This window comes from Seonamhaeicola sp. (genome assembly GCF_028281565.1).
In the GTDB taxonomy this organism is placed as follows: Bacteria; Bacteroidota; Bacteroidia; order Flavobacteriales; family Flavobacteriaceae; genus Seonamhaeicola.
This window is the reverse complement of sequence record NZ_JANQJQ010000006.1, coordinates 143,075-169,588: the sequence shown is the minus strand read 5'-3', so window position 1 is coordinate 169,588 and position 26,514 is coordinate 143,075. Positions and strand designations below refer to the sequence as shown.

Genomic DNA, 26,514 nt, shown 5'->3' with positions numbered 1-26,514 from the left:
ATTATGAAAATATTAAAAAATATAACATTAAAACTTGGGTTCCTATGTGCGCTGGCCTTTACAGGGTGCAACGAAAGTCATTTTCTTGAAGAAATTAACCCAAATGCCATTACAACAGAAACTTTTTGGCAATCAGAAAAACAATTTAACAGTGCCCTGACTACGGTCTATGGAGCTTTGCAATTCCAAAGTGTAAGTGGTGGTGAATTACAATATGAATTTGTGCTTGGAGATATTTGTGGTACAGAATCCTGGTACCGTCCTAATGCCTTCAGAAACTTGACTTATAATGATGGTATTTATCATGTTACCGATAAGTGGGACCAATTATATGTTGGCATCTTTAGGGCTAATCAGGTAATCCAGTTTATCCAGGACGCAGACCCAGCCGTATTCAGTGGTAATTCAAGAGCTGAAATAGAGGGGCAAGCACGGTTTTTAAGAGCATTCTACTATTTTCAGGTAGCACACACTTATGGAGGTGGGGTTATTCATCAGGAAGTTGCTGAAGGAATTGAGGATTTTAATAAGCCCTTCTCTTCTATAGCAGACATCAATTCTACAATTATTATTCCTGATTTAGAATACGCCATAGCAAATCTGCCTCAAACCTGGGATGATAACAATGCAGGGCGCGCCACATGGGGAGCAGCCACTACGCTCTTAGGGAAAGTATATTTATATGATAACAATTGGAGCATGGCCGCTGATTTATTTAAAAATGTCATTGATTCCGGCATTTACGCCTTGACAAGGGATATTACAGATAATTTCTGGCATGAAAACGAGTTCAATGAAGAATCCATCTTTGAAGTTAACTATTCCTTTGATATAGCCCCCGGAGTCCCTGGTGCTGCAGTGGATGATAATTCTTTTGAGTCCGGAGCAGAATCTTCAACTATGGCAACAGCAGTTGGTCAATTAAACTTTGGTGCCTTTAATACGGTATTACCATCATATAACCTCCATGAAATGCTCGTATATGATGAGGTAGACCCGGATAACCCTATAAATGATGACAATGTAGAATCTACAAGAATGAATGCTACTATTGCTCCTCGAAATTTTGAGGGCTTATACTACCTACTTCCTCAAGGAGAACCCAGAGGTTGGGGCTTTGGTCAAAGTGCTTATGTAAAAAAGCATTCAAACTGGTACCATTTACCGGCTGAACCTGCCCAAAGCAGGTCCGGGATTAACTTTAGACACATACGTTATGCCGATGTATTATTGATGTACGCAGAGGCTATTTTAAACGCCAACGGTGATTATATGACAGCCATTGAATATATTGATATGGTAAGAAGACGAGCCGGTGTTTTTACCCTGCAACACTATATGGATAATAATGGAGGCATGTTCCCTCAATTCCATGTTAGTAAACAAGTACATGGTGATCACCCATTGGTGCCTGCCAATACTGAAAATGTATTGACACATTTACAACGTGTTGAAAGGACTTTGGAGTTATGTTTTGAAGGACACAGATGGAAAGATTTAGTACGTTGGGGTATTGTTCAGGAGGTATTTGATGAATTAAGAGCCGATGAAGTGTGGAGAGAAGCTAACAAAGATGCCATTTTACAAGTAAATAATGGCGGTGTTGCACCTCTGTTTATTGTAGAAAGAATAAGACCGGACTTTTTTCTGGCTGCTCAAAACTATGACCCTGCTCAGCACAACTACTTCCCAATTCCAAGCGGCGAAGTTCAAACAAACGATGGGTTGTCTAACTAAAAAATTGTATGAATTATGAAAAGTATTAAATTTTTAACCTTATTTTTTCTCACAACCATCTTGTTTGTTGGTTGTTTTGAAGATGACTCGGTTAGTTTGGTTGAACCAAACCATAGAGTTATAGTAACTTCAGAAATGAACTTTGACAACACCATAAATCCAGGTGGCCATATTGATTTTGGTGACTTATCAAGGGGGGTTCAATCAAGAACCTGGTCTTTTCCTGAAGATTTAAGTGCCGCCAGAATAGCAGGTGAAGACGGGAATACATCTCCAAAAGATGTCATAAAGGGTTTATTTTATAAGCCCGGTATTTACAACATAAATCTTAATCAAACCTTTAAAGGTGATGTTTATCCCAATGAAGATAGTCAATCACCCATAGCTGGAAGAGAACTGGATACCACCATAGTAGTAACGGTTTTGGATTGGGTGGAGTCTAACATCCAAGCCTATTACATAAACGAAGATGGCTCAACAGGTGACGCTTTGAACATGTCTAACAATGCCGAGAATGAACTTACGGCAAGTAAATATGTTAGATTGACTTATAGTGCTATAGGAGAACCTCAGGAAATTGTTTGGTCTTCTGCCGGAGGAAAACCAACATCTCTAGAAACGAGTGACGGGGCCGAAGTAGATATGCGATTCAGCAAGCTGGGTACATGGGATTTACAATACATCGCATCCAGGGCCAGACCTACTGATGCCGATACCATTTTTATAGAAAACTTTATAAAAGTAATTCCATCAACCGAGCCCGTTACATTGGACAGAGTGTTTGAAAAAGAATACCAAACCAAAATTGGTTTAGAGTTTAGTAGGGAAATGAACCCGGAAACTGTTAACAAAAATAACTTTTCAGTTACTATTGAAACCGCAGGAGGTGCTGTTTTAAATCCCGAAATAGCCAGTGTGCTTGTAGACTCTGAAGAGGGTAACGTATTAGTAATTGAATTAGCCAATGAGCTCATGTATAATGATGATACGGTTAAAGTATCGTACACCCCTGGATTACTAAGTACGTTAGACGCTGTAGCCTCTACAGCTATAACAGATGCCGTATTAACTGATTTCATTAAGACCAATGTTCTTGAAAGTACTGATGTAGATTATTCCTTTGAAACTTCGGAAGACAGCAATTGGCCTTACCTCTGGTGGGGCGGCCAATGGGGCGAATATGATTACAATGTGTCTTTTGACAGAGCGCGAACAGGAGATAAAAGTATGTATATTGAGTTTAGGCCTAATGGTGGTATGATCATGGGGCATAGAGATGCCGGAGGCAATAATATTACCTTCCCGGTAGAATCTGGGGCCAACTACGAAATGGGAGCCTGGATCTATGTTGAAGATTTAGGAAACATTACAGGCGAGGCCAACATTAGAATGTACTGGACACCTGGCACCAATTGGGGCATTGGGGATAATGTAACGTTCACGCCTGCCACACCAGTCGGGCAATGGTTCTATAGTTCTGCCGTGGTTCAATTTGCAGCCTCGGGAGACGTATCTTATATGATAAGAGGGATTAATACCAATACTGAAAGACTTAAGTTTTACATGGATGACATAACAGTCTATAAATTAACCAGTAGACCTTAGATTATTTAGTTAGTTTAGTAGTTTGATTTAAAAAGGAAAGTATAACGCTTTCCTTTTTTTTAGCTATTGGCCAAATGTTTACTCCTATACTTATTAGGCGTAACATGTTTTACCTTTTTAAACTGCTTATGAAAGAAGGGCAATGATTCATAGCCGCATGCAAAACCAATTTGGGCAACAGACCAATCGGTATCAATTAACATTCTGCTGGCAATATTGATTCGGTATTCGTTTAAAAATGTAAAAAAAGGCCTGCCCATCATCTTACTAAAAAAGCGAGAAAATGAATGTTCAGACATATTTACCAGATCTGCCATTTCCTTTAAAAATATTTTGCGCTGATAATTCGCTTCTATAAAATCATGGATCTTAGACATTCTACTACCGTATTCTGTTGGAATATCATCTTCAAAACTAGCGTGAGATAAGTATTTGAATTTGCATTTGGATAGATCCAACAGCAATTCCAATAAATTGAGATACAAGGTGTGCCCTCTTACATCCAATAAATGTTCAATTCCGGGTTTTAAACGTACCACATCTTCAGCAGAAAAGATAATGCCCCTGGAAGCCGCTTTTAACATATTAAACAAATCTTCAAGTTCAGGTACTCTGGAATAAATACCTTTGTTCCAATGAATAACTATGGATTCCGGTTTTTCCTGCTCCTGGAAATTTTTCCAACAATGTGGTAAATAAGATCGTAATAACACCAACTCACCGGGTTGATAAGAGCCCACATAATCACCAATAAATTTTGTCCCTACACTTTTAGTTATAAAAGTAAGCTCATGTTGCGGATGAAAATGCCACGGCGCATCAAAATCTTCTCCCGAATATTTGAAAGCCAGAATAGATCTCTTTTCACCTAATTTTATTTGCTCTAATACCGGTTTCATAGTCTATTATGCCTAAATTTTAAGCAAAATATAAAATATAACGCAAAATAGTTTACTTATTCAGCAAAATAAGATAATTATCATATGTATTTAATGGCAATATTTGTATCCTTGAAAGTTTGTTCGCCCTAAACACACTTTAAAAAATGAGGAATCCATAGAGTGGATTTACTCCGAACCGAATTGATAAAACTAAACTGTAAAGATGAAAAAAAGCACACTTTCAGACCCGTTTAAAGAAGCCAGAGAAGGTAAAGGTTTTGGTGAAATGAACGATCAGAATGACCCGGTTGTAATGGTACTTGGCCATAAAGATGTTCGTAAATGCGCACATAACTGGAAGACCTTTCAATCTGGTGGTGAAGAAGTTGGACGTATTGTAATACCTTCTGAAGTTCACATTAGAGAGACACGTCAAATTCCTTTTGAAGTGGACCCACCGGAACATAAAGGTTATAGAGACTTATTGGACCCTTGGTTTAAGCGTCCTCTGGAAGACGCTTATCAGGCCCAATTGACCGATATAATTAACGGGGTTGTAGATGAAGCTTTAGAAAAAGGCAGCTTAGAGGTTGTAGAAGAATTCTCTTTAAAATTACAATCCAGAGCTTTGACACTTTTACTAAACATCCCTTATGAGGAGTCCGAGTTATGGATATCCTGGGGAACCCATGTATTCAGAAGTGAAGACACCGCTTTGGATGCCGATAAAGCCAACATACTATACGATTATATAGATGCCCAAATAGACAAAGCTATTGCCAATCCGGGGGATGACTTATACTCGGTGCTATTGGCCTCAGAAGTTCATGGTAAAAAAATGACCAAGGAAGAGGTAAAAGGTGTTCTGGTATTGACTTTTGCAGGTGGTAGGGATACGGTTATTAATGCGGTTACCAATTCTATAGCCTATTTTGCGGACCACCCGGCATCATTACAACGCTTACGTGATGAGCCGGAAATAATGAATACCGCCATTGAAGAGTTGATCCGTTACTTTTCACCACTGACACAAATGGGGCGTGTGGTAACAGAAGATACTCAAGTTTGCGAACATGCCGTAAAAGCACAAAGTAGAATCTCTATGTGCTGGGCCGCTGCCAACAGAGATGAACGCGTTTTTGAAAATGCTAATGAAGTGGTTCTGGACCGAAAAGTAAATCCGCATGTAGCATTTGGCTTTGGAACCCATAATTGTTTAGGGGCTACCCATGCCCGTCAAATCATGAAAGTCCTTTTGACTACCCTTACTCAAAAAGTAAAATCTATGGAAATTTTAGGTTGTAAGGAAAATATAGAAGACCTTGATGAGTTTGAACGTAAAGTCGGGTTCGATAGCATTCAGGTAAAATTTAACAAACTTTAAAATAAAACATTAAAACACTAAAAATGGCAAAAATAACATTTAAAACCAGCGACGGAAAAACAACTACAGTAGAAGGAACTAACGGATCTGTTATGGAATTAGCAGTTCAAAATAAAATCAAAGGTATTGATGGCGATTGTGGGGGTGTTTGCTCATGTGCTACATGTCATGTGCATGTGAATCCGGATCAATGGAATGTAACAGGTGCCCCGGATGAATTAGAAAATGACATGTTGGAATTTGATGAAAACGTTAGTGAGTACAGTCGTTTATCATGTCAGTTAAAAGTGAGCGATGCCCTGGACGGGCTTGTGTTGACCGTTGCTAAATAATTAATTATGTCCGCTACAACCAAGAGTCAGGTATGCGTTGTTATCGGGGCAAGTCATGCGGGTGTAAATTTTGCCTTTAACCTTCGCCGTGAAGGCTGGGAAGGCCAGATTATCCTTTATGATATCGATAAAGAATTCCCGTATCACCGCCCTCCATTATCGAAAGCGTATTTAACAAGCGATGCAGGCACCGAACAGAGTTTACTGTTCCCAAGGGAAAACTACGAAACAGATCAGGTTACCCTAAAACTTGGGATAGCCGTTGAAAATATCAATCGTAATGACAAGGCCATTTCATTAAGTGATGGGGCTGTTCAGTCTTATGATAAATTAATAATTGCCACCGGGGCCAGACCGTTTATTCCGCCAATTAAGGGCATTGATACGGCCAAAAACCTGTTCCCCATGCGAACCGCCGAAGATGCCGTTAATATCAGAAAAGCATTTAATGCTTCCGGAAAAAAACGTGTGGTAGTCATTGGTGGTGGTTATATCGGCTTGGAAACGGCCGCTTCCCTCAAGAAACTGGGAGCCTCCGTTGTCGTTTTAGAACGTGAAGAACGTATTCTTGCTCGAGTTACTGCTCCCGTGATGTCTGAGTTTTTCACGAAGCTACATCAAAACAATGATGTTGATGTTATAACCAGTAAAAATGTAGTTTCTATAGAACAAAATGGTCATAGCAACCTTGTGATATGTGACGATGACACAAAATTTGAAGCCGATTTAATTGTTGTTGGTGTTGGTATTCGCGTAAACACAGAATTGGCTGCAGAAGCCGGATTAGACATTGATAACGGTATTAAAGTTGATGAAACTGCCAGAACCAATGACGAGAACATTTACGCTATAGGGGATTGTACCTATCATTATAATCCACATTATAAGTGTAACATACGCTTAGAATCTGTTCAAAATGCCGTTGACCAAGGAAAAGCTGCTGCTAAAGCCATTTGTGGAGAAGACGTAGTTTATGATACCATTCCCTGGTTTTGGTCAGATCAGTTTGATGTAAAACTTCAAATGGTAGGCTTATCCAATGGCTTTAACGATATTGTAATTAGAGATGAAGAAGCAGACAACAGTTTTTCTGCATGGTACTTCAAAGATGATGAGTTACTGGCCGTTGATGCGGTAAACTTTGCCAAAGCCTATGTTTTAGGTACCAGATTTATTAAATCCGGACAAAAATTAGATAAATCCAAATTAGCGGATTTAGCTATACCATTTAAACCCAATAGCTTTTTAGCTGAATAATATAAAACCGTACAATTACATGAGTACAGAAAATACAATAACCTGTAAAGCTGCCATTTCAGTTGGAGATGGCAAGTTCACCATAGAAACAATCAAAGTAAAAAGTAAACCTGAAAAAGATGAGGTTCTGGTTAAAATCAAGGCTTCTGGTCTATGTCATACGGATCATGATTCTTTAACATGGGGCATGCCTATTATTTTGGGGCATGAAGGCGCCGGCATAGTTGAAGCAGTAGGGTCAGAAGTAACTAATGTAAAAGTGGGTGATGAAGTGATTTTAAACTGGGCTACACCATGTTACACATGCTTCCAATGTCAGGAAGGCAATCAACACATCTGTGAGACAAATTCACCGGTAATTGCGAATCATGCTGGCAAACTACCTGGCGGGCATGTTGCTATAGAAGGCACCACTTGGAATGGCGAGCCTATTGAACGTTCTTTCAACATTGGCACCTTATCAGAATATTCATTAGTACGTGCTTCCGCCTGCGTTAAAAAAACAAGTAAAAAACTATCTTTTGAATCTGCCTCAATCGTTTGTTGTGGTGTCATGACTGGTTGTGGATCGGTATTCAATTCGGCAAAAGTAACCATGGGTAGTTCAGTTGTGGTCTTAGGAACAGGGGGTGTTGGACTGAACGTTATTCAAGCAGCCAGGATTTCAGGAGCTGCCAAAATCATAGCGATAGACATCAACGAAAACCGTTTGAAATTGGCACAAGAATTTGGAGCTACAGATGTGATTCTTGCAGACAGAGAAGATAAAGGCTTAATGCAGGCTTCAGAAAAAGTAAAAGCAATGACAGGCGGTAGAGGGGCCGATTTTTCTTTTGAATGTACCGCCGTTCCTGCCTTAGGAGCTGCCCCTTTAGCCATGATACGTAATGCAGGAACCGCCGTTCAGGTAAGTGGTATCGAAGAGGAAATCACCATCGATATGCGCTTGTTTGAGTGGGATAAAATTTATATCAATCCCTTATACGGTGCTGCCAGACCAGAAATGGATTTTCCAAAGTTAGAAGCCCTGTTCGATAAAGGCGAATTGATGCTGGATGAAATGATTACCAGAACCTATCCGTTAGAAAACCTGCAACAAGCTTTTGACGATATGCTAGCAGGTAAAAACGCCAAAGGTGTAATAGTGTTTTAATATGCAAGGTAGCTATAGAACCATAGAATTATCGGATGCGCCTTTTGAGTCTCAAGGGCTTCGTTTTTTAACCGTAAAAACACCTAACCTATTGGGCCGTGGTGATATTTGTTTATATATCCCCAAGGTTGAAGAAGGCGTTGATGGCCTTCCTATTTATATCTTATTGCATGGTGTTTATGGTAGCGCTTGGATTTGGGCCATGAAAGGCGGTGCCCATAAGGCAGCGGAAAAACTGATAAGTAATAAAACTATTGAGCCCGCTATTATTGCTATGCCTTCCGATGGTTTATGGGGTGATGGTTCTGCTTACTTCTCCCATCATTCAAAAAAATTTGACCATTGGATTGTCAATGACGTGGTTACCGCTATAAAAGAAAACATCCAGGAAGCCAAAAATTCTATCGCAACTTGTATTGGTGGTCTTTCTATGGGCGGTTATGGTGCTTTAAGCTTAGGGGCTAGATTCCCGGAAAAGTTCAAAGCGATTTCCGGTCATAGTTCCATAACTAAATTGGAACAAATGGCTTTATTCGTTGAAGAACCACTTGAAGCATACCTCAATAACAATGACTTACCGGATGTTATTGATTGTATTAAATTAAATCAGGACAAATTGCCCAAACTAAGGTTTGATTGCGGTGTAACAGATGAACTTATTGAACCCAACAGGCTACTTCATAAAGAACTCAATGATTTAAATATTGAACACATTTATGAAGAATTTGATGGTGGACACGAATGGTCGTACTGGATAAAACATGTTGAAAAAACCCTGGTGTTTTTCAATAAACAAAAATAGGTTCTAGCTAGTAGCTGCTTTTACAGCTTCCACGTTCTTTTTAGAGTTCCCAATAAAAATGTTATTATCTATTATAAACACCGGACGGCTTAGAAAGGTATAATGCTCTAATATATAGTGCTTAAAATCTTTTTCCGTCAAGTTTTGGTCCTTTAGGCCCATTTCCTTGTACAGCTTTGAGCGTTTGCTAAATAAAGCTTCATAACTTCCAGATAAGGCATGCATCGCCTCCAACTGTTTAACGGTAATGGGCTCCGTTTTTATATCCTGCAGAACAAAATCCGAAGAAAGGTTCAATTCCTTTAAAATTCGAATACAGGTACTGCAAGTTTTCAGGTAATATACTTTTTTCATTTACATGGACTATTTGTAACAAAAATAAGACCTATAATATCATTTAAAAACTATATTTGACCAAAAATTAAAGACCATGGCTTTTTCATTGGACATTTTGCAAAATACACGAAAATCTTTCAAAAGAATCTTAGAGAACACCTCATTAGAAGACCTAAATAAAACCCCTGAGGGATTCAATAATAATATCATCTGGAATATTGGTCATATTCTGGTTACCGAACAATTATTAGGAAACAGATTATCAGGCCTGCCAACAGTTGTGAATGATGACCTAATTGAAAAATATAAGAAAGGTACAAAACCAGAGGGAACGATTGCCCAGGAAGAAGTTAATGAAATAAAAGCCTTATTACAGGCTACCATTGATAAAACTTCTGAAGATTATAAAAGCGGCCTGTACAAAGACTTCAAGGAATATACGGTTTCAACAACCGGAAATACTCTGACAAACATTGAGGAAGCCTTACAGTTTATACTGTTTCACGAAGGTATTCACCTGGGGATTGTATTGTCCTTGCTAAAAGCAGTTAAAAGCAATTAAGAGAATATTAGTCTAAATAGTATATATAGCCAAAATTAAGCCATACCAACCAATCATTGTGCTTATCATAATCGCGCCAATTGTGGTCAAGTCCGTCAATCCAATCATCAAAGTAGTACTGCCATCTTAAATCCAACATTAAATCGGCGAATCTACTTACTTTATAACGAACCCCGACACTGGATACCACAGACCAGGTAGTACCACCATCTACATTAATGGGATAATCATCAGATCCCGGAGGAAAATTGTCAAACCAATAGGAATAAATGTTCGATCTGTCAAATACATCTCCAAAAGCATTTGGGTCCGGGTTATCAAAAGTAGTACTGGCTTTTGGCCTAAAGGTGGTATAATGAACTCCTAAACTTACAAAAGGGGCAAACCTATAAGCAAAACCTTGAAATGATCGAATGCTAAGTGGGAAAAACTCTATTTGTGTACCAATATCAAAGTTTTGTGCCACACCTTTATGCCCTCTAAGTTGCTCTGCCTGCAGGCTTACAAGTTCAGGGCGCACCCATTCACCCAGATGTTCCAGGTTGGTTCTGTTCCAGGATATTTCATTACGAAGTTTAAAATGATCACTAAAATAGGTATCGGTAGCGTAACAATTACAATCAGCTCTATAAGAAAAGTTTATATAATGCACTATGCCAACGCCAATACCGGAATTTCCAAAATTTGTTTTGGAATCACTTCTGCTACCAAAATCAGATCTAAATTGAACAGGACCTGCAATGACCCCTAATTCGTGAGAAAAGCCTAATTGAGCACTTGCTGTAAAGCAAAGGAAAAGCAAGCAAAAAATTGAAGCTAAGTGTTTCAAGTTAAGCATAATAAGGTTTCATTTTTTGAGGCATTATTCAAGAACAAATATATAAAAACTCATTTAACAATCAAATATTAACAATTTTAAGCTTTTATCAAAAAAATATTTATTGCGAATTTCAAAAAAAAACAGCATAATTTTTAAAGATAACGTATATTTGTGCCGATAAATTATATTTTTTTTAAAATCATTACAATTTTTGTGTATGGAAAGTATCATAAATGAGTTTTTAGACCTGGTTAAACAACGAAACGGGAATGAACCGGAATTCTTACAAGCTGTTGAGGAAGTTGCCGAAACAGTTATTCCTTACATTGTAAAACACGATATCTATTACAAAAAGAACATTCTGTTAAGAATGGTTGAGCCGGAGCGCGTGGTAACTTTTAGAGTTTGCTGGGTTGATGACACCGGGGAAATTCAGGTTAACAGAGGTTACAGAATTCAAATGAATTCTGCCATTGGCCCCTATAAAGGCGGGTTGCGTTTTCATCCAACGGTTAACATGAGTATTCTTAAATTCTTGGCATTTGAACAGGTCTTTAAAAATAGCCTTACCACACTACCCATGGGTGGTGGAAAAGGAGGCAGCGACTTTGACCCAAAAGGAAAAAGCGATAATGAAATTATGCGTTTTTGCCACGCTTTTATGAGCGAATTGTTTAGACACATAGGGCATAACACTGACGTTCCTGCCGGAGACATAGGAGTTGGTGCCAGGGAAATTGGATTTCTTTTTGGAATGTATAAAAAAATAAGCAATGGTTTTACCGGGGTGTTAACCGGTAAAGGTATGTCTTGGGGCGGCTCATTAATTAGACCGGAAGCTACCGGTTACGGCACCGTATATTTTGCCGAAAACATGTTAAATACAAGAAATGATTCCATAGAAGGCAAAAATGTAGTCATTTCCGGTTCCGGTAATGTGGCACAGTATGCGGCTGAAAAGGTTATTCAGCTTGGAGGTAAGGTCTTGACACTATCAGATTCTTCAGGATATATCTATGATGCAGACGGTATTGATCTTGACAAACTAAGGTTTGTAATGCACTTAAAAAACGTTAAACGAGAAAGAATAAACGAGTATTTAAATAAATACGCCAATGCTAAATACATAAAAGGTAAAACGCCCTGGGAAATTAAATGTGATATTGCCTTACCTTGTGCCACCCAAAATGAACTGAATGAAAATGATGCCGACACCCTTTTAAAAAATGGCTGTATTTGTGTTAGTGAAGGCGCCAATATGCCATCAACAAAAGGGGCTATTGAGGCATTTCATAAAGCTAAAATCTTATTTGCACCGGGTAAAGCCTCTAATGCAGGCGGCGTTGCCACCTCAGGACTGGAGATGACCCAAAATTCTTTAAGATTTAATTGGACCAGAGAAGAAGTTGATCTAAAGCTTAAGGAAATTATGTCCAATATTCATGATTCATGTATTGATTATGGGAAAGAGGAAGATGGCTATATTGACTATGTTAAAGGTGCCAATATTGCCGGATTTGTAAAAGTAGCCGATGCTATGCTGGCTCAGGGAATAGTATAAACACTTAGTTTTTTATATTAATAAAAGCTTCTCTTAACAGGGAGGCTTTTTTGTTTTAAATATATTATTTTAAAGCAAAACTCGTTAGTTATAAATATATTTGACCTTTAGAAAAAACCCTATGCGAAAGAAATTTGTTTTATTAATAGTTTACTTTCTCTCGTTACTGTCATTTGCACAGGATTTTTCCGCTTTATGGCAAGGACATTTTTCATACTATAACATAAAAGAAGTTGTAAACGGCGGTAATAAAATCTATGCAGCCGCAGATAATGCTATTTTTAGTTTAGATGTCCAAACAAACGAAATTGAGGAATTTAATACTATAAATGGCCTGTCTGGAGAAACCATTTCAACTATTTATTATAGTGAAGTTTTTGAACTATTAGTTGTTGGCTATGAAAATGGATTGATTGAAATTGCCTTTGATAATGGAGAGGACGTCCTATCTGTTGTAGATATTATTGAAAAACCCACCATTCCTCCTACAGACAAAAGAATCAATCATTTTAATGCACATGAAAACGTTGTTTATATTTCCACTAATTATGGTATTTCGGTTTTCGATTTAGAAAGACTTGAGTTTGGTGACACTTATTTTATCGGCAACAACGGAAGCCAGATTCAGGTAAATCAAACAGCTGTTTTTGGAGATTATATTTACGCAGCGTGTTCCGAAGGAAACGGGATAAGAAAAGCTCAGGTTTCAAATCCTAATTTGATTGATTTTCAAAATTGGCAGACTGTATTTTCAGGTGATTATTTGTTTGTTGAATCCCATGAAACCAAACTTTACACAATAAATACCGGTAGAAGAATTTATGACATCTCTAACGATGTCTTGACTGAGTTGTTCTTATATAATGATGTTCCGTTAGATATAAAATCTGCTGATCAATCTTTGGTTGTTACTACAAAAAATGATGTTTTTGTTTATGATATTAATTTCGGGGTAATTTCCCAGATACCTATTAGTGGCGACTTTGATACTGAATATACTTCTGCTAACATACATGCTGATAATGTTTATATAGGAACCAAAGATTTTGGCGTATTAAAAACATCTGTTATTAATCCGGTTGCATACGAAGAGATCCACCCTGATGGGCCTTTAATGAATATCCCATTTTCCATTGAAGCTGAATCAACCGGAGTATGGGTTACCTTTGGAGAGCACGACCTGTTTTTCAATCCTTTTCCGCTAAATAGCAGAGGCTTCAGTCATTTAAAAGAAAATGAATGGATCAATACAAGATATGATGATATTATGTTTGAAGCAAGATGCTTAAACGCAATATCCGTAAACCCGGCTAATAGTAGCCAGGTTTTTATTAGCTCTTTTATTGACGGACTGCTCACAATTGACGATGAGATTCCCTCAGGTTTATTCAATGAATCAAATAGTGCATTACAAGATTTAGTGCTTCCAAATAACCCGTCTTATGTAGGTGACATTAGAGTTGGTGCTTCAACATTTGACCAAAATGGCGTTCTTTGGCTGATGAATAATAGGATAGAAGATCCTTTAAAATCATATAACCCCAATACCAATCAATGGGGATCTTTTAGTTTTACAGATATCATTCCTGATGGGTTGAATGGAGATTTAGGCTATGCCGATTTAGTAGTAGGGAATGATCAAAAGGTATGGGTAGCAAGCTATAGAAATGGATTAATTGGATTTAATCCAAATGGAAAAATCATAAAAAAAATTGATAAAGAAGAACAGAACATGCCTGACATTTTTGTAAGGTCCTTAGCCCTGGACCAAAGAGGGCAATTATGGATAGGCACGCTTAGCGGGCTTCGGGTGCTTTATAATACCACAAACTTTTTTGATGATGACAACGTTCAGGTTGAAGAAATTATAATTGAGGAAGATGGTATTGCTAAAGAACTTTTATTTCAACAATTTGTTACAGATATTGAGGTTGATGGCTCTAACAACAAATGGATTGGAACAGCTGATTCCGGTTTGTTTTACTTTTCATCAGACGGTCAAAACACCATCCATCATTTCACAAAAGATAACTCGCCACTACCTTCAAACATTATCAACGATGTTTCTTTAAATAGCACTAACGGTATCGTATATATTGCAACAAATAGAGGGTTGGTGTCTTTCCGTTCAGGAGCTTCAAGTCCGTTTGAAGATCTTACCAGTGCCTATGCTTACCCTAATCCGGTAAGGCCGGGGTTCAATATAGTTGATAAAAAAGTTAAGATCAAAGACATCTCTGAAAACGTAAACATCAAAATTACCGATATTGAAGGCAATTTGGTTGCGGAGGCACAATCTAGGGTAAATCAAAGATACCGGGGCTACAATCTTGAGATTGATGGCGGAACAGCTTATTGGAATGGTAAAAACCTGGCCAATAATGTAGTGGCTTCCGGCGTGTATTTAGTTATGCTTTCAGATTTAGATACCTTTGAAACCAAGGTTATAAAACTAATGGTTGTTAGATAATGCTCATTTCTACTAAAGCTATTGTTCTGTCAAAATTAAGATATAAAGATTATGACTTAATTGTTAAATGTTATACAGAACAGCTCGGCATTATAAGTTTCATATTAAAAGGGGTTTTAAAGAGCAAAAAGAGCCATACAAAAGTAGCTTATTTTCAGCTGCTGTCCCAGTTACAACTTATTATTCAATATAGAGAAAACAGGTCTCTGCAAACAATCAAAGAAGTAAAATTAGACTCTGTTTACACCAGTTTGCACACTAATGTTCTAAAGGGTGCGATAGTAATGTTTTTAGCTGAGATACTTTCAGGCACTTTGCAGGAAGAAGAACAAAACGAAACATTATTTAGTTATATAGAAACCACCTTGCTTTGGTTAGATGCTCACGCCAACTATTCAAACTTTCATTTATTGTTTTTACTTAATCTGACAAAATATTTAGGGTTTTATCCGGATACAACGCATATTGAACATTCGTTTTTCAACTTAAGCGAAGGAAGATTTGAAACAAAAAAAACAGATGATTATAGCATTTCAGGTGATAATTTAACACTTCTAAAACAGTTGTTAGGCACAACATTTGATGATTTATCTTCAGTAAAAATTAATTCAAAACAAAGACAGGCATTTTTAAATATGATTTTGCTATATTTTGAATTACATTTGGGGAATTTTAAACGCCCAAAATCACTACAGATATTTAATCAAGTTTTTAGTTAAAACATGAAGGTTTTTTTCACTATGGTCTTTTTTTTACTGGTGCTATCTAATATCCAGGGCCAGAACATAAAGGTTTTAAATAGTATCACTAAGGAACCTATTTGGGGCGTGGCCATTTACAATGTAGATAAATCTAAAAACACGGTTACAAATTTTAGGGGTGAAGCAGATATAAGTGCGTTTTCAGAGACCGAAACTATTTACTTTAAGCATTTATCCCATGTATTAAAAAAAATAACCAAACGTCAATTAGGGAGTTCCATCATTGTGTATTTAGAGTCTAATACACAGGGATTGGATGAAATTGTTATTTCAGCTTCAAAATTCCAACAAAGCAAAAAGGATATTCCGCAAAAAATCGTTAGTGTTAATTCAAAAAGTGTCCTTTTTTCAAATCCGCAAACCAGTGCCGATCTATTAGAGACCACCGGCCAGGTTTTTATTCAAAAAAGTCAATTGGGAGGCGGAAGCCCTATGATCCGTGGGTTTTCAACAAACAGATTATTGATTACCGTAGATGGTGTAAGGATGAACAATGCCATTTTTAGAGGCGGTAATTTGCATAATATCATATCAATAGATCCGTTTTCAATCCAAAATACGGAGGTGACTTTGGGTTCCGGATCCGTAATTTACGGAAGTGATGCTGTAGGCGGCGTTATGAGTTTTTATACCCAAAAGCCACAATTATCTTATAGTGATTCTTTATTGTTCAAATCGAATTTAATCTTTAGATACGCTTCGGCGAGTGATGAAAAAACAGGGCATTTTGACTTTAATTTAGGATATAAAAAGTGGGCTTTTGTCACCAATGCCAGTTACTCTCAATTCGGTGATTTAAAAATGGGAAACCATGGACCGGATGACTATTTAAGACCTGAATTTGCCATAACCACCAATAATGGAGATGAAATTATTCAAAATAGTGACCCGTTAATTCAGAAATATTCAGGGTACAATCAACTTAATTTAATGCAAAAAGTCAGGTATGAACCTTATGAAGATTTAAGCTTCGACTTAGGTTTATATTACACTACAACCTCAGATATTCCCAGGTATGACCGATTAATCAGATATGAAGATGACACACTGCGTTCCGCAGAATGGCATTATGGCCCGCAACAATGGTTTATGTCTAATTTTCAAATTACTAAGTTGAGTAGTCGTTCCAATTTATACGATAAGATTAAAACCACTATAGCCTATCAAAATTTTCAGGAAAGCAGAAAAGACCGAAATTTTCAATCGGTTACCAGAAATATCAGAGAGGAAGCTGTGGACGCTTATTCTTTCAACCTAGACCTGGAAAAAAGGTTTAGCCCCAGAACCCAGATTTTTTACGGACTGGAATACGTGTATAACAAAGTTATGTCTGAAGGGAGAAATGAAAATATTTCTACAAATAGTATATCTCCCACTGTTTCAAGATATCCTAATGGAGCGAGCTGGCAATCAGCTGCGGTTTATACAAGTATCAAGTATAAACCCAATCCAAAATTTGTATTTCAATCGGGCTTAAGGTTTAATCATATTGTCTCTAAGGCCAATTTTGAAGAAAACAATGCTTATTTAAATTTACCCTTTAGCAGTTCAAAAAATGAGGCCGGTGCTTTAACCGGAACTGCAGGAATTAGCTGGTCTCCCAATAAAGTAATACAATGGAAATTAAATGCGTCATCAGCTTTTAGGGCGCCTAATATTGATGATATTGGTAAAGTTTTTGACTCGGAACCGGGAGCTGTTGTCGTGCCAAATGAAAATCTGAAACCGGAATATGCCTATGGAGGTGAGTTAGGTTTAAAGCTGGACTTTAATAAGAAGCTGATTTTAGATATGAGCGCTTATTATACTTATTTAAATAATGCACTGGTTAGAAGGCATTATACTTTAAATGGTGAAAATGAGATCCTATATGATGGTGAATTAAGTAGTATTCAAGCTATTCAAAATGCGTCAAAAGCATGGATCTATGGTTTTGAAGTCGGGGCTAAATGGGCCCTTACAAATCAATTAACTCTAAACTCTCAATATAGCGTTATTGGTGGCACCGAAGAAGCAGGCGCTATTGAAGTTCCGATTAGACATGTAGCTCCTAATTTTGGAAATTCACACTTCATCTGGACAACTAATAATTTTACCATTGATGCCTTTGTTAACTATAATGGCGAACTGTCTTTTAATCAATTGGCGCCTTCAGAAGTTCAAAAGGATTATTTATACGCTTCAGATGCCGACGGGAATCCCTATAGCCCTTCATGGTATACACTTAATATAAGAACACAATATCAGCTAAGTAATTCTACTGCGCTGACGGCCAGTTTAGAAAATATAACCGACCAACGTTATAGAGCCTATTCATCCGGTATTGCCGCCCCCGGAAGGAATTTTATTTTATCCTTAAAATACAGCCTATAAAAAAGCCACCGTTACTGGGCTACTCCAGATAAAGTGGCTTAATTAGTTAGTTGTTTATAATAGTTAATACTTTTTAACTGCTTTTTTACTAATAGTTATTCCGTTAGATAATTCAACTTTAGCAATAAAAACCGAACTTTTTAATTTTGAAAGGTTAAACGTCTCAGAACTTGACGCTGTCTTAAAATTGTATAAAGCCCTTCCTAATAGATCATAAATTTTAACGGATTTAAGCTTTACATTGTTTGACACACTGAACCGGACATTGTCATCTTCCAGTTCTACAATGCTTAGGCCGCCCTCACTTAGAAGCGCATCCTCTGTAGATAATAAGGCACTGCTGTTATAGGCTATTACAAAACGTCCATTAAATTCGCCTACTTCAGAAGTAAAGGTGTAATCGTCGGTTGTTAAATCATGCACTTTATCTAACAGGTTATCTTTTATGTAAATAGGACTAGTGCTTAAAAAATCGCCCTGTACCTGAGCTAAGGATAGAGTATATAAAGTAGCCACCTCAATATTGGTTTTAAAACCTAATTGAACCGTTTCATTTTCATCAAGACTGCTTTCTGCTTTTCCCTGGATAGCAAAACTCCTATCTGAACTTTCGATTTTGGAATATAAGGTTGCCGAAACATCGGAAGGAAGCCTGGGCGCGTCATAATATAAGCCATCATCATTATTGGTGGCTCCGGCAACATAAGCTATAAGAATTTGACCATAAACACCATTATCGGATGTTAAATTCACCCATAACTTATTTGCAGTATAAGTTCCTGATTTTTTAGTAGTAGTATTTTTAAAGAATTGGGCATTACTGGTGCCATCTGCCATTCGCATGGCATTGGTAAACGTTACATTACCATTTGCTAATCCAGCTATGAAAAACGCCTGACCCGAAGGCACATACTGATCAGGAATTACGCCACTTGCTCCTGCCACTCCTCCACTCCCCACAGTGTAAGTTGCATAATCGTTTTGACTAAAATTACTTAATTCATTACCAGGGATCGTATTATCAGGAAGTGTAAACTGAGACCAAAAATAAGCCGCTCCGGCAACGACACCCGAGTTAGCCGTATGAAAGGCGTCAAAATCTATCGCAGAAGGATACGGGTTTCCTATAAAATTCCAGCTTCCGGTTGTATTAATGGCATTATATACTATCGGTGTTGATATATTTCCTGTGTTGAACGCCCCGTCAAACGTAACAATTTCAGTACCACCGGGAAAGTGAAAGGTTGAAGCCGTTGCAGCGTATCCTACTCCGGGAGTCAATACGTCGGTCCCTGAGGCTACTCTCCAATCATTGCCGTCATCATCAATATCATCTCCATCGGCATCAATATAATTACTGGCATTGAAATAAAAACGCCTGTCAGTTGGCGCACTTGGGAAAGCGCCATTAATTGTTTCTCCTGAAACGGGAGAGCTCCAATAAGTATAATACCACCACTGTGGTTTTGCAGGAGTCTCTTTATTCACATAACTTGAGCCGTTTAATGTAAAAGTTCCTCCATTATCATTTTGCACAAAACTTCCGCGTGTTTGTACTGCAATTGTACCATCAACTTCAACATCATTTTCCACTTCAACATAATAGCCGTTATCTACAGTTAAAGTATTCCCGGAAGTCACTATTAAAGTACATGCAGAGAAACTCCCATTAGTTACATTAGTTGTGTAGTTAGCATCAATAACCGCAACCGCTGTAGAGGTTGGAGTTCCATTATCCCAGCTAGTCCCATTCCAAGTAGTTACCGTAGCACAAGAGCCAAGGGCACTAACCGTACCATTAAAGGTGAAGTCATCCAAGCTAAAAGTTTCATTAGCATCTGATGCTCCCCAGGCATAAAATCTAAAGGTAATAGCACTGTCAATATTCTGATAGGAAGCTCCCGATAAATCAATTGTGGTGCCCGCAATGGTTGGACTGCCAATATCGGCTGCATAACTATCTAAACTGCTTCTAAATGCCACACTATTTGGCCCTGAACCTGAAGCCTGACCTGTATAAACAAAGCTTACAAAATCAATCTCGTATCCGGTATTTGGAGTCAGTGTAAATCCATAATAAGCCGTATTATCTAAAGATCCGGTATCCCAGCTTCTGCCGTAATACCCATTATTCCCTGTAAATCCTATGGCACCAATGCCTCTAACAATACCGGAAACGGTAATATTGCTGTTAAATGATTGACCGGCGACATATGGATTTGTAAGTCCCGGGTTGGTACCGGTAACGGGGTTGTCAAAAATACTTTGCCCATACCCAAAATTAAAGGCAATAAGCAATAGGATTAAATAAGTAATCTTTTTCATAATTAAGTAGTTTTGTTTTATAGTATTGGGCAAATTCTTTTTTCTATATAAATATACTATTATTATTTTTGAACTGCATGCCACTACAACCCAAAAAAAATTTTACCGTACAAGAAGCTACCAAAAAACTGGAGCATTATTGTGCGTATCAGGAACGTTGTCATCAAGAAGCTAAGCAAAAACTACAGGGTATGAACATGATTCCTGAAGCCATAGATGTTATCATAGTACATCTGCTAGAGCATAACTATCTTAACGAAGCACGTTTTGCCAAAACATTTGTAATGGGTAAGTTTAGAATAAAGAAATGGGGGCGGCGTCGATTAACTCATGAACTTAAGAAAAAAGACGTAAGCAAAGTTAATATAAATCAGGCACTTGCAGAAATAGCAGAAACGGATTACATCGAGGTTTTCAATGATTTAGCCGAAAAAAGAGCGCATTCCATAAAAGAAAGCGACAAGTCTAAAAAAAGGAAAAAATTAATCGATTATCTGCTCTATCGGGGCTGGGAATCGCATTTAGTGTACGAAAAAGCGTCGGATATCATACGGTAAAACCGTTTTTAGCATGTGTTCTGCTTATAGCCTCAGCATTCTTCCAATCTATCCATTCCTGACCTTTTAACCGTCGCATTACGTTGTCATAGTGGCGCATAAACAGGATATTATAAAGAGCTCTTCCAAAATTTTTAGGGTTTCTGGCCAAAGCACGTAAGCTCATGGAAAACCCGGGTGTAACATATCGCATGTAATGCCAATACCCTTCTGGCATATAAAGGGTCTCACCGTGATTTAATTCGGCTATATAACCTTTCGCATGTTTTAAAGCCGGCCACTTTTCAAAATCCGGATTCTTAAAATCTATATCTTCCCTGGTAATCAATGAATGTGGGATTTTATACAAAAAATCAGTTTGACTTTGGTCAAATAAAATACACTGTTTTTTACCTTCAAAATGAAAATGGAATATATTGGCCAGATCAATATCGTAATGCATAAAAGTATGCGAATCCTCCCCGCCAAAAAATAGCATGGGTATGCCTTTCATAAGCCGTAACCCTAAATCCGGAAACTTAAAATCCTTTTGCAATTGCGGGAGTTCCTTTAAAATATTCCACAAAAAAATGCGGTATTTAGTTGGTTCTTGTTTTAGCAGGTCAATATAATCGGCCATTTTCATTGTAGCATGCGGTTCATTAAAGCCTTCCTCAAAATTAACCGGCCTGTCATCATATAAAGGCACCGTAATATCGCCTGCAATAGCCTTAATATAATCTAAACTCCATTTATTGTACGCGGGCCAATCTTCAATGAGTTGTTCAATAACCACAGGCTTTTGAGGTTTAAAGTAATGCTTAATAAAGGCCTCTTTGGTAATGGTCTTAACCCTGGGAATGTCCTGTAGATTTAGTTTCAAGTTGATGAAATTAGATTGCCAAAGTTAAGAAAACGTTAAGAAACTGGAAATATTATATTTCAGGTTTCCGTTGACAGTTGTCCGTTCCCAGATATAAAAAACCCGCAACGTTACATTAACGAGCGGGTTTTACAATAGTATTGTTCAGCTATTGTTTTATAATTTTAGCACGTTCCTTAGCAGCTTCATTACGTTCAATAGTATGTTCGGGCCTGGTCCACTTAGGCTTTTCGCCTAAACTTTCAAATTCAGAATCCTTAGCTTCAACAGTTTGCGGCTGTACTTTTTTAGTAAATGGTTTTTGAGGTTCTAAACCTAGTAAAGCAAACATTTCCATATCTTCATTCACATCCGGATTTGGTGTGGTTAACAATTTATCTCCGGCAAAGATTGAATTGGCACCGGCAAAAAAGCACATCGCCTGCCCTTCACGGGTCATTTGGGTCCTACCGGCACTTAATCGCACTTGTGTTTCAGGCATTACAATTCTGGTAGTGGCTACCATTCTGACCATGTCCCATATAGAAACCGGTTTTTGGTCTTCAAGTGGCGTGCCTTCCACAGCAACTAACGCATTAATAGGTGTACTTTCCGGTTGCGGATTCAAAGTAGATAGTGCCACCAACATACCTGCACGGTCTTCTAAACGCTCTCCCATACCAATAATCCCACCGCTACAAACGGTCACATTGGTTTTTCTGACATTGTCAATAGTATCCAATCTATCCTGATACCCTCTGGTAGAAATAACCTCTTTATAATATTCTTCAGATGAATCTAAATTATGATTATAGGCATACAATCCGGCTTCAGCTAAACGTTTTGCCTGATTTTCCGTCAGCATGCCTAAGGTACAGCACACTTCCATATCCAGTTTGTTAATGGTACGGACCATTTCCAATACCTGGTCAAATTCTTCACCATCCTTTACATTACGCCAGGCGGCACCCATACAAACTCTGGAACTACCTCCTTCTTTGGCACGCAAAGCCTGCGCTTTAACCTGCTGAACGTTCATCAAATCATTACCCTCAATATCCGTATGATATCTTGCCGCTTGCGGGCAATAGCCACAATCTTCAGAACACCCGCCTGTTTTTATAGATAGCAAGGTACTTACCTGAACCACATTAGGATCATGACGCTTTCTATGGACCGTCGCCGCTTCATAGAGCAACTCCATTAAGGGTTTGTTGTAAATATCCAGGACCTCTTCTTTTGTCCAATTGTGTCTTGTCTCACTCATAACAGCTTAGTTAATCAGCCCCAAAAATACTAATTAAATGGCATTTGGATTTAATTTTACGCAATAATATATGCGCTATTAAAAAACAAAACACCTAAAACAAGTTTTAATAATAGGAACTTTTTTAGGTGTTATCCTGGCTTTTTCAGATGCCCGATCTTAATTATTCTTTCGAACTTTCTTCACCGTTAGATTTAGATTTTTCAGCCACTTTATCCAAATCTTTTTTGATATCGGCACCTTTTAAATATTCCGGGAGCTGCATACCGGCCATATTAAACATTTCCTGCAAAGGAGGCACGGATTTGTACATTCCGGAAAGGAAGTTAGCTGTTGATGATTTTCCATCTTTACTACTTCCGTTTTCCCAAACGGTTACTTTATCTATTTTAATATTTTTAATAGCTTCGGCCTGCGTTTTAACCAACTCCGGTAATTTATCAGCTATCAATAATAATACGGCATCTTTAGAGTTATTACCTGCTGCTTTAACAATTTGATCTAAACCGGCCGCCTGTTTTGTCAATACTTCGTAGAGACCTTCAGCCTCCGCCTGCGCTTTAAATAATATGGCATCTGCCTCTCCTTTTGCTCGCCTTCTAATTCTTTCTGCTTCGGCTTCAGCATCAATTTCAGCTTTTCGTTTATCAATCTCAGCAGGTACAATAACATCTGCCTGTTGCGAGGAACGCTCTCTTTCCGCTCTGGCTGATTCGGCTTCTTTTTCAGCGGCATAAGACTCTTCCAATGCTTTAGCAGCCTGAACTTTTTCGGCAGCTATAGCCACACGTTCTGCTTCAGCTTCACGTTGTCTACGTAACGAATCTGAATTAGCAACAGCAATTTTTGCTGTATTTTCACCTTCAACGGCTTGCGCATTCGCTGCAGCTACCTGAGATCGCTCATCTTGAAGTGCGTTAGCCTCTCCAATAGCTCCGTCCCTGTTCTTTTCAGCTACCGATTTACGAGCGGCATTTATAGCATGGGCGGCAGCTTCTTTACCAAGAGCCTCAATATAGCCTGACTCATCAACAATATCGGTGATATTTACGTTGATAAGCTTGAGACCTACTTTCTTCAACTCAGACTCTACAGATTGCGAAATATTGGCTAAAAATTTATCTCTATCCGAGTTAATTTCTTCAATATCCATAGAGGCCACCACCAAACGTAGCTGACCGAAGATAATCTCCTGAGCTAATTCCTGAATTTCATTTTGCCCCAACCCAAGCAAACGCTCAGCCGCGTTTTGCATGATACCTGGTTCTGTAGAAATACCAATGGTAAACCTGGAAGGCACATTAACACGAATGTTCTGCTTAGAAAGAGCGTTTACAAGATTTACCTCAATGGAAATTGGGGTTAAATCTAAATATTCATAATCCTGGATTACAGGTAAAATAAAGGCGGCTCCACCATGGATACATTTAGCCGATTTGCCACCGCCTACTTTTCCGTAAACTACAAGGATTCTATCTGAGGGGCAACGTTTATAACGTCTGATTAAAATGATTAAGAAAAGGAATATAAATAATACTCCAAAAATAAGGGCCATAGGAAAACCTAGATTAAGACCCTCCTGCGCGATCAGTAATTTCATAAGTGTGTTGTTTTATTGGTTCTATTGGTTTTTTTGTTTCTCCTACTATTAAAATGCCATTGGCGGTAACATCTACTACCTTAATAATGGTGCCTGATTTTAAATCGACAAAAGAATCTGTTAAGGCATCCAACTCCCGTAAAGCCCCCTGTATTCTAACACTGACTTTACCCATTCTGGAACGGTTGGCACCTATGGTCAGGTAAACCTCGCCTATAGCATTTATAGCATTTTTATATTTTAATGTACCACTATCTGTTAATTTCCCCATAAAGTAAAACATGGCAGCCATAATGACCATCATAAGTAGTCCGCAAACAAATGAAATGGCTATGGAAAGCGGATTGCTAAGACCAGCCTCTAAGCACCCTATACCGGTCCATCCAAAAATGGTGAAAAATCCAACCAGGTTTTTAAAGGTGATAAACTGAAACCCGATACCGGCATCAGCCTCCATTTCAGCATCAATATCATCAAACTCTTCGGCATCACCACCCGTAAAAGCCAGTATGATTACTATGGTAAAAACAAGCGAGCCAATAATGGCTATAAGCCAATAAATCTTTGCAAGCAATTCTAAATTTGAAAACCACTCAGTCATAATTTATGAGAATAAATATTAGTAATTAAATATACGATCTTTTAAAAGTTTTTCAACTTTATTTTGAAAGAAAAATAGACACCGCATTGCCACCGAAGCCTACAGCGTTTACCAGGATATTTTTAATGGTATGGGGTTGTTTTTGATCCTCTAAATAAGGAACACCAACAAATTTTTGATGTATTAGCATTAAGATGGCTAATTCTAAGCTTAAGGTACCTGAAGCCCCAAATGTGTGGCCTACTTTCCATTTATTTGTAGTTAAAGCAGGCATATTGTTACAAAATATTTTTTCAATGGCCTTGTATTCACTCAAATCACCTTTAACGGTACCGGGTGCATGCATCACAATCACATCTACAGATTCCGGTGGGTTATCCCCTAAAGCCATTTTCATGGAATGCTGAAAACACTGGGCATCACTGGAAATGGAAATATTATGCTCTAAAATTTCGGTAGCATAACCATACCCTTTTATAACAGCCAAAGCGTTATCTTTTTGGCCTTCCTCCAAACAAACCATAGACGCCCCTTCGCCTAAAATCATCGTGTTTTGCTTTTTTTTCAAATCTAATGCACGACAAGGGAAAGATGCTTCGCCAAACTCAGCATGATCATTGCTATTTAATTTGGCTTTTGAATAAATTTTCAAAGCTTGCATTTGTGCAATGGTGAAAGCCGTTAGAGGTGCTTCACTTCCGCCCACTAAAAATTTATTGCACATTCCCGAATTAATCCAGGCAATACCATTCAGCATGGCATGCAAAGCCGTTGAACAGGTAATGGAATGACTAATTTCAGGGCCCTGGGTTTGCAAATCATGTGCCACCCAGGAAGCTATATTCCCCAAAGTAGTTGTTGGCGAACTTAGGGTTTTTGCCTTATTATGCTTTAAAAAACTTCTATGGTAATTCTCAAAAAGTGTTGTAGCTCCCCTGGATGATCCAATATTGATCCCAAAATTATCAGACGCCTGCCAGTGGGCTAGCTTTATAGCCTGCCTTGACGCATACATAGCATATAAAACCGTGTCATCAAGTAATTTGTATTTTGGATCTGACTGACGTAAGGCCTCAATTTCTTTTTTTACTTCCTGAGGAAGTTGCGCAACTAAAGCTTGCTCGCCTTGAAATGATCTTTCAGAAATACAATGCGTGCTGCTTTGATAATTTTCCCAGGCTTCGGTTAAAGATTTTCCCAACGGGGAAATTGATGAAACAGCAGTTATAGAAATTGGTTTTTGCATACGCTTTTGTCAGGCTGAGTTTATTTCAGCATCTCACTTTAGT

Annotated in this window: 22 protein-coding genes; 13 read left to right on the top strand and 9 right to left on the bottom strand. The window is 38.1% G+C overall.

The genetic code is table 11. The features are described from left to right. Positions 1 to 3 precede the first annotated feature (3 nt). Both Q0983_RS02660 and Q0983_RS02655 read left to right on the top strand, forming a co-directional pair. Positions 4 to 1,737: a RagB/SusD family nutrient uptake outer membrane protein gene (locus Q0983_RS02660; RefSeq protein WP_299548306.1), complete on the top strand. Its 1,734-nt coding sequence runs from the start codon at positions 4 to 6 to the stop codon at positions 1,735 to 1,737. A gap of 15 nt (positions 1,738 to 1,752) precedes the next feature. After that, positions 1,753 to 3,342 carry an Ig-like domain-containing protein gene (locus Q0983_RS02655; protein WP_299548304.1) on the top strand — a complete coding sequence of 530 codons (1,590 nt, stop codon included), beginning with the start codon at positions 1,753 to 1,755 and terminating at the stop codon, positions 3,340 to 3,342. A gap of 59 nt (positions 3,343 to 3,401) precedes the next feature. Here Q0983_RS02655 and Q0983_RS02650 read toward each other — a convergent pair whose 3' ends face one another. Beyond that, positions 3,402 to 4,241: an AraC family transcriptional regulator gene (locus tag Q0983_RS02650; protein WP_299548302.1), complete on the bottom strand. Its 840-nt coding sequence runs from the start codon at positions 4,239 to 4,241 to the stop codon at positions 3,402 to 3,404. A gap of 205 nt (positions 4,242 to 4,446) precedes the next feature. Between Q0983_RS02650 and Q0983_RS02645 the strand changes: the two genes are divergently transcribed. The 5 genes from Q0983_RS02645 to Q0983_RS02625 are packed head-to-tail and all read left to right on the top strand — an operon-like array spanning position 4,447 to position 9,151. Continuing rightward, positions 4,447 to 5,607, top strand: a complete 1,161-nt coding sequence (locus tag Q0983_RS02645) for a cytochrome P450 (protein WP_299548300.1) — start codon at positions 4,447 to 4,449, stop codon at positions 5,605 to 5,607. A 23-nt stretch (positions 5,608 to 5,630) separates the two neighbouring features. Next, complete coding sequence (locus tag Q0983_RS02640) at positions 5,631 to 5,939, top strand: 2Fe-2S iron-sulfur cluster-binding protein (protein ID WP_299548298.1); 309 nt, start codon at positions 5,631 to 5,633, stop codon at positions 5,937 to 5,939. 6 nt (positions 5,940 to 5,945) lie between these two features. Continuing rightward, positions 5,946 to 7,196: an FAD/NAD(P)-binding oxidoreductase gene (locus tag Q0983_RS02635; RefSeq protein ID WP_299548296.1), complete on the top strand. Its 1,251-nt coding sequence runs from the start codon at positions 5,946 to 5,948 to the stop codon at positions 7,194 to 7,196. 19 nt (positions 7,197 to 7,215) lie between these two features. Next, positions 7,216 to 8,349, top strand: coding sequence for an alcohol dehydrogenase catalytic domain-containing protein (locus Q0983_RS02630; RefSeq protein WP_299548292.1), 1,134 nt, complete (start codon positions 7,216 to 7,218; stop codon positions 8,347 to 8,349). A gap of 1 nt (position 8,350) precedes the next feature. After that, positions 8,351 to 9,151, top strand: coding sequence for an alpha/beta hydrolase-fold protein (locus Q0983_RS02625; RefSeq protein WP_299548289.1), 801 nt, complete (start codon positions 8,351 to 8,353; stop codon positions 9,149 to 9,151). Between the two features lie 3 nt (positions 9,152 to 9,154). On the opposite strand, the gene Q0983_RS02620 is transcribed toward Q0983_RS02625, so the two are convergent. Next, positions 9,155 to 9,505 carry an ArsC/Spx/MgsR family protein gene (locus tag Q0983_RS02620; RefSeq protein WP_299548286.1) on the bottom strand — a complete coding sequence of 117 codons (351 nt, stop codon included), beginning with the start codon at positions 9,503 to 9,505 and terminating at the stop codon, positions 9,155 to 9,157. A 76-nt stretch (positions 9,506 to 9,581) separates the two neighbouring features. Between Q0983_RS02620 and Q0983_RS02615 the strand changes: the two genes are divergently transcribed. After that, positions 9,582 to 10,049 carry a DinB family protein gene (locus Q0983_RS02615; RefSeq protein ID WP_299548283.1) on the top strand — a complete coding sequence of 156 codons (468 nt, stop codon included), beginning with the start codon at positions 9,582 to 9,584 and terminating at the stop codon, positions 10,047 to 10,049. 7 nt (positions 10,050 to 10,056) lie between these two features. Here the strand turns inward: Q0983_RS02615 and Q0983_RS02610 are convergent, their stop codons facing one another. Next, positions 10,057 to 10,887, bottom strand: coding sequence for a glutamate dehydrogenase (locus Q0983_RS02610; protein ID WP_299548280.1), 831 nt, complete (start codon positions 10,885 to 10,887; stop codon positions 10,057 to 10,059). Between the two features lie 199 nt (positions 10,888 to 11,086). Here Q0983_RS02610 and gdhA point away from each other — a divergent pair, with 199 nt between their 5' ends. From gdhA to Q0983_RS02590, 4 genes are all read left to right on the top strand, one after another. Continuing rightward, the gene (gene gdhA / locus Q0983_RS02605) at positions 11,087 to 12,430 is read left to right on the top strand and encodes an NADP-specific glutamate dehydrogenase (RefSeq protein WP_299548277.1); all 1,344 of its coding nucleotides are present in this window, start codon (positions 11,087 to 11,089) and stop codon (positions 12,428 to 12,430) included. Positions 12,431 to 12,551: 121 nt separating this feature from the next. Then, a complete protein-coding gene (locus tag Q0983_RS02600) occupies positions 12,552 to 14,900 on the top strand; it encodes a two-component regulator propeller domain-containing protein (protein ID WP_299548274.1) in 2,349 nt (782 codons plus the stop codon). Further along, complete coding sequence (gene recO, locus Q0983_RS02595; RefSeq protein ID WP_299548271.1) at positions 14,900 to 15,619, top strand: DNA repair protein RecO; 720 nt, start codon at positions 14,900 to 14,902, stop codon at positions 15,617 to 15,619. Before Q0983_RS02600 ends, recO begins: the two co-directional genes overlap by 1 nt. Before the next feature lie 3 nt (positions 15,620 to 15,622). Beyond that, positions 15,623 to 18,034 carry a TonB-dependent receptor gene (locus tag Q0983_RS02590; protein ID WP_299548268.1) on the top strand — a complete coding sequence of 804 codons (2,412 nt, stop codon included), beginning with the start codon at positions 15,623 to 15,625 and terminating at the stop codon, positions 18,032 to 18,034. A 63-nt stretch (positions 18,035 to 18,097) separates the two neighbouring features. Here Q0983_RS02590 and Q0983_RS02585 read toward each other — a convergent pair whose 3' ends face one another. Further along, on the bottom strand, positions 18,098 to 20,359 hold the full coding sequence (locus Q0983_RS02585; protein ID WP_299548265.1) for a T9SS type A sorting domain-containing protein: 2,262 nt from the start codon (positions 20,357 to 20,359) through the stop codon (positions 18,098 to 18,100). A gap of 77 nt (positions 20,360 to 20,436) precedes the next feature. On the opposite strand from Q0983_RS02585, the gene Q0983_RS02580 reads away from it, so the two are divergent. Next, a complete protein-coding gene (locus Q0983_RS02580; RefSeq protein ID WP_299548262.1) occupies positions 20,437 to 20,916 on the top strand; it encodes a regulatory protein RecX in 480 nt (159 codons plus the stop codon). Here the strand turns inward: Q0983_RS02580 and Q0983_RS02575 are convergent. From Q0983_RS02575 to Q0983_RS02555, 5 genes are all read right to left on the bottom strand, one after another. Then, positions 20,906 to 21,778: a cupin-like domain-containing protein gene (locus Q0983_RS02575; RefSeq protein WP_299548258.1), complete on the bottom strand. Its 873-nt coding sequence runs from the start codon at positions 21,776 to 21,778 to the stop codon at positions 20,906 to 20,908. The genes Q0983_RS02580 and Q0983_RS02575 overlap by 11 nt on opposite strands. 148 nt (positions 21,779 to 21,926) lie before the next feature. After that, entirely contained in the window at positions 21,927 to 23,024 is a 1,098-nt protein-coding gene (gene bioB, locus Q0983_RS02570) for a biotin synthase BioB (RefSeq protein WP_299548255.1), read from the bottom strand. A gap of 163 nt (positions 23,025 to 23,187) precedes the next feature. Next, entirely contained in the window at positions 23,188 to 24,624 is a 1,437-nt protein-coding gene (locus Q0983_RS02565; protein ID WP_299548252.1) for a flotillin family protein, read from the bottom strand. Further along, positions 24,593 to 25,225, bottom strand: a complete 633-nt coding sequence (locus Q0983_RS02560; RefSeq protein WP_299548249.1) for a hypothetical protein — start codon at positions 25,223 to 25,225, stop codon at positions 24,593 to 24,595. Before Q0983_RS02560 ends, Q0983_RS02565 begins: the two co-directional genes overlap by 32 nt. 58 nt (positions 25,226 to 25,283) lie before the next feature. Further along, a complete protein-coding gene (locus Q0983_RS02555; protein ID WP_299548246.1) occupies positions 25,284 to 26,471 on the bottom strand; it encodes a beta-ketoacyl synthase N-terminal-like domain-containing protein in 1,188 nt (395 codons plus the stop codon). Between the last annotated feature and the right edge of the window lie 43 nt (positions 26,472 to 26,514).